At 72.6% G+C, this 6,551-nt stretch carries 7 protein-coding genes; 3 read left to right on the top strand and 4 right to left on the bottom strand.

Annotated elements, in window-relative coordinates:
• The 3 genes from CH341_RS35405 to CH341_RS26355 form a co-directional block, all read left to right on the top strand.
• Positions 1 to 239, top strand: a 239-nt coding sequence (locus CH341_RS35405; RefSeq protein WP_210208622.1) for a hypothetical protein, incomplete at its 5' end; no start/stop codon positions are given.
• Entirely contained in the window at positions 236 to 766 is a 531-nt protein-coding gene (locus CH341_RS26350) for a YaiI/YqxD family protein (RefSeq protein ID WP_111421933.1), read from the top strand. The genes CH341_RS35405 and CH341_RS26350, both read left to right, overlap by 4 nt.
• Entirely contained in the window at positions 766 to 2,580 is a 1,815-nt protein-coding gene (locus CH341_RS26355; protein WP_111421934.1) for an ABC-F family ATP-binding cassette domain-containing protein, read from the top strand. Before CH341_RS26350 ends, CH341_RS26355 begins: the two co-directional genes overlap by 1 nt.
• Before the next feature lie 25 nt (positions 2,581 to 2,605).
• Here CH341_RS26355 and CH341_RS26360 read toward each other — a convergent pair whose 3' ends face one another.
• The 4 genes from CH341_RS26360 to CH341_RS34465 form a co-directional block, all read right to left on the bottom strand.
• A complete protein-coding gene (locus tag CH341_RS26360; RefSeq protein ID WP_111421935.1) occupies positions 2,606 to 3,598 on the bottom strand; it encodes a Bug family tripartite tricarboxylate transporter substrate binding protein in 993 nt (330 codons plus the stop codon).
• Positions 3,599 to 3,769: 171 nt separating this feature from the next.
• Positions 3,770 to 4,447, bottom strand: a complete 678-nt coding sequence (locus CH341_RS26365; RefSeq protein WP_111421936.1) for a GNAT family N-acetyltransferase — start codon at positions 4,445 to 4,447, stop codon at positions 3,770 to 3,772.
• Positions 4,444 to 5,268: a lysophospholipid acyltransferase family protein gene (locus CH341_RS26370; protein WP_111421937.1), complete on the bottom strand. Its 825-nt coding sequence runs from the start codon at positions 5,266 to 5,268 to the stop codon at positions 4,444 to 4,446. The genes CH341_RS26365 and CH341_RS26370 overlap by 4 nt, the downstream gene beginning before the upstream one ends.
• Positions 5,269 to 5,459: 191 nt before the next feature.
• A partial coding sequence (locus CH341_RS34465; RefSeq protein WP_483475694.1) for an ATP-binding protein occupies positions 5,460 to 6,551 on the bottom strand: 1,092 nt, incomplete at its 5' end.

Here is a 6,551-nt window from a genome sequence, read left to right on the forward strand (position 1 = left end):
CGACAATGGAAGGGCTGCCCTCGCGGGCAGCCCTTCGCATGTCCAGTGCGTCATTCCGGGTCCTGGTCATTCCGGGGCATGCGCCCGGGGGATGCGCCGAGAGCCGCATGAACCCGGAATCCAGCGACACATTCCGCATTCCGGGCTGGATACCGGGTTCGCACTTCGGTGCGCCCCTGAACGACGCCGCGGGGTGGAGTGGCCTTCTTCGTAAAAACCCGCTAATCGCCACCGCATGAGCGTCCCGCCCGAAAACTCCGCGATACCGTCCGAGCCGCCCGCCGCCGACCCTCCGCGCATCTATGTCGACGCCGACGCGTGTCCGGTGAAGGACGAGATCTATCGCGTCGCGGCCCGGCACAACCTGCCCGTCACCGTGGTGGCGGCCGGCTTCATCCGGGTGCCGCAGGATCCGCTGATCGAGCGCCTCGCCGCCGGTCCCGGCATGGACGCCGCCGACGATCTCATCGCCGAGCGCGTCAAGCCCGGCGACATCGTCGTGACCCAGGACATTCCGCTGGCGAGCCGCAGCATCAAGGCCGGCGCCGCCGCGATCGCGCCGAACGGCCGGCTGTTCACCGAGGCCGACATCGGCATGGCGCTCGCGGTGCGCAACCTGATGACGGATCTGCGCTCGGCCGGCGAGCAGACCTCGGGGCCGCGGCCGTTCACGCCGCGCGACCGCTCGACCTTCCTGCAGTCGCTCGAGCAGGCGATCCGCCGCGCCCAGCGCAGCGCCGCCGCGCGCGACGGGGCGGTGCGCTGATGGCTCCGCCGCTTCTCCAGCTCAAGGACATCGGCCTCACCTTCGGCGGCACGCCGCTGCTCGACGGCGTCGAGCTCGCGGTCGCGGCCGGCGAGCGGCTCTGCCTGGTCGGCCGCAACGGCTCCGGCAAGTCGACGCTCCTGAAGATCGCGGCCGGGCTGATCGACTGCGACCGCGGCACCCGCTTCGTGCAGCCGGGCGCGACGGTGCGCTACCTGCCGCAGGAGCCGGACTTCGGCGACGCGGCGACGACGCTCGTCTATGTCACGTCGGGCCTCGGCCCCGGCGACGACCCGTACCGGGCCCGCTATCTGCTCGAGCAGCTCGGCCTCACGGGCGACGAGGATCCGGCCACGCTGTCGGGCGGCGAGGCGCGCCGCGCCGCGATCGCCCGGGCGCTCGCCCCCGAGCCCGACATCCTGCTGCTCGACGAGCCGACCAATCATCTCGACCTGCCCGTCATCGAATGGCTGGAGGCCGAGCTCGAAGGGTCGCGCGCCGCCATGGTGATGATCAGCCACGACCGCCGCTTCCTGGCCGATCTGTCCCGCATCACGGTGTGGCTCGACCGCGGACGACTGCGGCGGATCGATCGCGGCTTCTCGCAGTTCGAGGCGTGGCGCGACGAGGTGCTGGCCGAGGAGGAGCGCGACCAGCACAAGCTCGATCGCAAGATCGTCGCCGAGGAGCACTGGATGCGCTACGGCGTGACGGCGCGCCGCAAGCGCAACATGCGCCGCGTCGGCGAGCTCGCCGCGCTGCGCCAGGCGCGCCGCGACTATCGCGCCACCGCCGGCAGCGTCTCGCTCGCCGCCGCCCAGGCCGACAAGTCCGGCACGCTGGTGGTCGAGGCGAAGTCGGTCTCGAAGAGCTACGACGGCCGGCCGATCGTGACGGACTTCTCGACCCGCATCCAGCGCGGCGACCGCATCGGCATCATCGGCCCGAACGGGAGCGGCAAGACCACGCTGTTGTCGCTGCTCACCGGTGCGCTGGCGCCCGACGAGGGCGTGGTGCGGCTCGGCGCCAATCTCGAGATGGCGATGCTGGAGCAGAACCGCGACAGCCTCGATCCGGCCTCGACGGTCGCCGAGACGCTGACCGGCGGGCGCGGCGACAGCGTGATGGTCGGCGGCCAGCAGCGCCACGTCGTCGGCTACATGAAGGACTTTTTGTTCGCGGCCGAGCAGGCGCGCACCGCGGTCGGCGTGCTGTCGGGCGGCGAGCGCGGCCGACTGATGTTGGCCCGCGCTCTGGCGAAGCCCTCCAACGTGCTGGTGCTCGACGAGCCGACCAACGACCTCGACCTCGACACGCTCGACGTGCTGGAGGAGATGCTGGGCGACTACGCCGGCACCGTGCTGCTGATCAGCCACGACCGCGACTTTCTCGATCGCATCGTCAGCGCCGTGATCGTGCCGGAGGGCGACGGCCGCTGGACCGAGTATGCCGGCGGCTATTCCGACATGCTGGCGCAGCGCGGCGCCGACCTGGCCCGCCAGGCGCCCGCCAAGGCGGCGAAGGAGAAGGCCGAGGCGCCGCCGCCCGCCGCGCGCGACGCGAAGGCCGGCAAGCGCAAGCTCGGCTTCAACGAGAAGCACGCCCTGGAGACGCTGCCGAAGACCATGGAGGCGCTGCAGAAGACCATCGCGGCCCTGCATGCGGGCCTCGGTGACCCGATGCTCTTCTCGCGCGACCGCAAGGCGTTCGAGGAGATGTCGCGGGCCGCCGCCGAGGCCGAGGCGAAGCTCGCCGCGGCCGAGGAGCGCTGGCTCGAGCTGGAGATGCTGCGCGAGGAGATCGAGGGACGGTGAGACCGCGCCCGTCCCTCGGGCCGGCTCACTCGGGCTTGAAGCTCACGCTCTCCAGCAGCGCCGCCTGGCGCGGCACGTCGTCGGCGATGTATTTGCGCGTCTCCTCGATGGTCTCGACCACCGGCTCGAGCAGCGTCGCCTCCAGGCGCTTGAGCACCTCGGGATCCGCCATCGCCTCGCGCATCACCTGATTGATCTGCTCGCGGATGGCGAGCGGCGTGCCCTTCGGGGCCCAGATGCCGTACCACGACTGGCCCGAGAAGCCCGGCATGCCGGACTCGGCGATGGTCGGAATCTCGGGCGCCAGCTTCGAGCGCTCCGCCGAGGCGATGCCGAGCGCCTTGACCTTGCCGTCGCGCGCCGAGGGCAGCAGCGCGAAGGAGGAGTCGATCAGCAGTTGGACGTGGCCGCCCATCACGTCGGTCAGCGCCGGCGACGTTCCGCGATACGGCGTGAGCGTCATGGTCAGCCCGGCCCGCTTGAGGAAGTCGATGGTGGCGAGATGGCCGGGCGCGCCGAGCGCGGCGACCGCGAAGGTCCATTTGTCCGGCTGCGCCTTGGCGGCGGCGATCACCTCGGCGACGTTGCGCTCGGGCCGGTTCGGCGCCATCACCATCACGAGGGGCGCGCGCGCCGTGCGGGCCACCACCTCGAAATCGGTCTGCGGATCGAAGGTGACGCCGCGCACCACGAGGTTCATCACGATGTGGTTGAAGGCCGAGGCGAGCAGCGTGTAGCCGTCGGGCGCCGAATGCAGCACGGCCGTGGTGCCGATCACGGCGCTGCCGCCCGGGCGGTTCTCCACCACGACGGTGGCGCCGAGCTTCTCCTGCAGCCGCTGGCCGGCGATCCGGCCCATCGCGTCGTTGGCGGCGCCGGCCGGGAACGGGACGACGATGCGGATCGGCCGCTCCTTCGGCCAGGCGGTCTGGGCGTGGACGGCGGGCCGCGGAAACGAGACCGTGGCGAGACCCGCTGCACCGCCGATGAGGAGCCGTCGTCGCGTCGTGTCGATCATGGTGCTCTCCCGGACTGCCGCCATGTGGTCCGGCGGTCGGTCCCGCGATAGCACTCTTGTCCGCACGGCTCCAGCCGCGCGACAGCGGTCCGGAGTCGCACGGACCGCGCGCGTCTTATCATGGATCAGACCGCGGCCCGCGAGTTCCGTAGTCCGAAACTCGCCTCCGCGTCAGGCCACCAGCCGCTGGTGCAGCGCGTCATCCCACTGGCTGGTGAGATAACGGAACATCCAGTTGCCGCGCCGCTTCAGCCGCTGATACGCGGCCTTCAGATCCAGCACCATGGTGATGCGCCGGCTGGTGCAGGCGAGCTCGCCGACCTCGTGGGTGGCGACCGGATGGAAGCCCATCACGCGGGTGTGGAAGCCGTAGGGGCTGTGCGGATCGTCCTCGAACACGTCGGTGAGATAATGCGTGTAGCCGCGCGCGATCGTCTCGGCGGCGGCGGCCCGCATCAGCGCGGCGGCGACCACCAGCCGGCGGCGGAAGCGCGGCACCACGGCGAAGCGGCCGATCTCGGCGATGCGGCTGTCGCGGATCATCGCCTCGATGCTCAGCGCCGGGTCGATCGGCACGAAGCCGTAGGCCGCGTAGCCGGCGACCGGCGGATCGTAGACCACCCGCACCACGCCGGCCGGGCGCACCCGCACGCCGATCGGCCGCGAGCGGATGTCGACCACGAACCACGACACGTCGGGGCGGGCGAGATCCTGCTCCGGGAACTGGCTCTCGGGATCGATCACCCAGCGCTTCTCGCGCTGATAGGTCGCCCGCAGCACGGCCAGCACCCGCTGGCGGCCGGCCTCGTCGGTCACGCGCTGCGCCGTCACACGGTCGTCCAGTCTCATGGCGAACCTCCGGGCTGGGGAACGGGCAAGGCGGCGAGGCGCAGCGCCGCGCCGGCCGGCGCCGCGCGGTCGCACCAGGTCTTTCCGGAGAGGCGGGCGATCTCGCCCATCACGGTGGCGTGCCAGGCGCGCAGCGCGGCCGGGGAGGGCCGCTCCAGCCGCTCGCGCGGCAGCAGCGGCGGGCCGATGCGCACCTCCATGGCGTCGCGGTCGCCGATCGGCCGGCCGGGCGCCGCGTGCGGAAACCGGATGCCGACCGGCACGATCGGCACGCCGGTCTCCAGCGACAGCAGCGCGGCGCTGCGCCGGCCCGGCAGCAGCCGGTCGGGATCGCGGTTGACCGTGCCCTCGACGAAGATGCCGACCGAGCGGCCGCGCGCCAGGCAGGCGCGGGCGTGGTCCAGCACCGAGCCGGGCGGGCGGTAGAGCGGGCGCAGCAGGTTCAGCACCCGCGGCCGCGCCGGCTTCGCCGTCACGGTCAGCGTCCCGGCGCGGCGATAGAGCAGGCCGACGCCCGGGATCAGCCGGAAATTCCAGTCGGCCATGAAATGGATCAGCCGGCCGCCGCGATGCAGCGTCAGCACGGCCGGCACCAGCAGGGCCTCGGTGCGGGTCGAATGATTGAGCGCCAGGATGAAAGGGTCGTAGCCGGCCCGCACGTTCTGCAGGCCGCTCACCGCGAGCACCCGGCCGCGCGCCGCCAGCGCCATGGTGCGCACCAGGCAGCGGTCCGCGAAGCCGTCCTGATAAGGAAGCGGCCAGCGCATCAGCTCCCCGAGCGTGACGAGTTCCCAGTCGGGCGGATCGGCGTACAGCGACATGGTCGATCGCGGTGCGGGCGAGCGCCGCTGCCCGGCGCAGCGACCCGGCTCACCCGGTCATCCGCTCAGTGATCGACGATTCCTGTTGCGCGCCGATGAGGAGGAGGTGACGGCGGTGTGACAGGCGAGGCCGGAGGTCGGCGCCGGGGACGAGCGGAAGTCGGGCCGAGTCACCGCAACCAAAATCCGCGCTACCCGTCCTCGCGCTCGATCGTCAGGGTGCGGCCGCCGCAGCTCAGGAAGGCGCGGCTGCGGCAGGTGAGGACGATCACCTGCTGCTTCTCGGCCGCCTGGGTCAGCACGTCGAACATGCGCTCGATGCGGTCGTCGTCGGAGAAGACCAGCGAGTCGTCCAGCACCACCGGCACGGCCTGACCGCGCTCGGCGAGCAGGCGGCCGAGCGCCAGCCGCACGATGATGGCGACCTGCTCGCGGGTGCCGTCCGAGAGCGAGACGAAGGGCTCGTCGGCGCCGGCCCGGGTCAGCCCGTCGACCGAGAAGCCGGCGTCGAGCGCCGCGTCGGCGCCGGGAAACAGCGCGTGCAGATAGGGCCGCATCGCGGTCTTCACCGGCTTGAGATAGCTCTCGTGGGCGGCGCGGCGGCTGTCGGCGATGGTGTCGCGCAAGAGCCGCAGCGCGGCGAGCCGCCGCTCGATCGCGGCGATGTCGGTCTCGGCGAGCGCCAGCTCCTCGGCGGCCGCCGCTTCGCGTTCGCCCAGCCCCTCGCCGCCGCGCGTGGCGATGCGGCCCTGCAGACCGGCGATCTCGCGCTCGACCTCGGCGAGCCGCTTGTCGCGACTCTCGATCGCCTGGGTCAGGCGCTTCACCCTGGCGTCGAGGGCGGCGCGCTGGTCGGCGGTCGGCACCGCGGCGCGCAGGCGCCTCGCCCGTTCGGTCGCGGCCTCGAAGGCGGCGGCGGCCTGGGCCGCGTCGGCCGCGAGCGTCACCAGCCGCTCGGCCCGCTGGTCGTCCGGGCAGGTGGCGAGGTCCTCGCCGAGGCGGTTCTGCAGCTCGTTCGTCTCCAGCGTCAGCGCCTGGCGGCGCAGCGTCTCGGCGGCGTCCTCGCTGCGCGCCACATGCACGGCGGTCTGCGCGTCGGCGTGCTCGCGCCGCAGCGCGTCGCGGGCCTGCTCGGCGGCGATGCGCTCGCGCACCAGCGTGTCGCGGTCGGGCAGCGGCCCGCCGCCGGCATCGAGGCCGGCGTCGAGCCCGGCCTGCGCCTCGGCGAGGGCCTGCTCCAGCGCCGCGATGCCGTCCTCCTTGCCGCCCTTGGCGGGCGGCGG

It is taken from the genome of Rhodoplanes roseus, assembly GCF_003258865.1.
In the GTDB taxonomy this organism is placed as follows: Bacteria; Pseudomonadota; Alphaproteobacteria; order Rhizobiales; family Xanthobacteraceae; genus Rhodoplanes; species Rhodoplanes roseus.

Bases quoted from the DNA above. Each gene is read 5' to 3' on its own strand.
- CH341_RS26355 (WP_111421934.1), top strand. From the start codon at position 766: ATGGCTCCGCCGCTTCTCCAGCTCAAGGACATCGGCCTCACCTTCGGC.
- CH341_RS26370 (WP_111421937.1), bottom strand. From the start codon at position 5,268: ATGTCGCTGTACGCCGATCCGCCCGACTGGGAACTCGTCACGCTCGGG.
- CH341_RS26365 (WP_111421936.1), bottom strand. From the start codon at position 4,447: ATGAGACTGGACGACCGTGTGACGGCGCAGCGCGTGACCGACGAGGCC.
- CH341_RS26360 (WP_111421935.1), bottom strand. From the start codon at position 3,598: ATGATCGACACGACGCGACGACGGCTCCTCATCGGCGGTGCAGCGGGT.
- CH341_RS26350 (WP_111421933.1), top strand. From the start codon at position 236: ATGAGCGTCCCGCCCGAAAACTCCGCGATACCGTCCGAGCCGCCCGCC.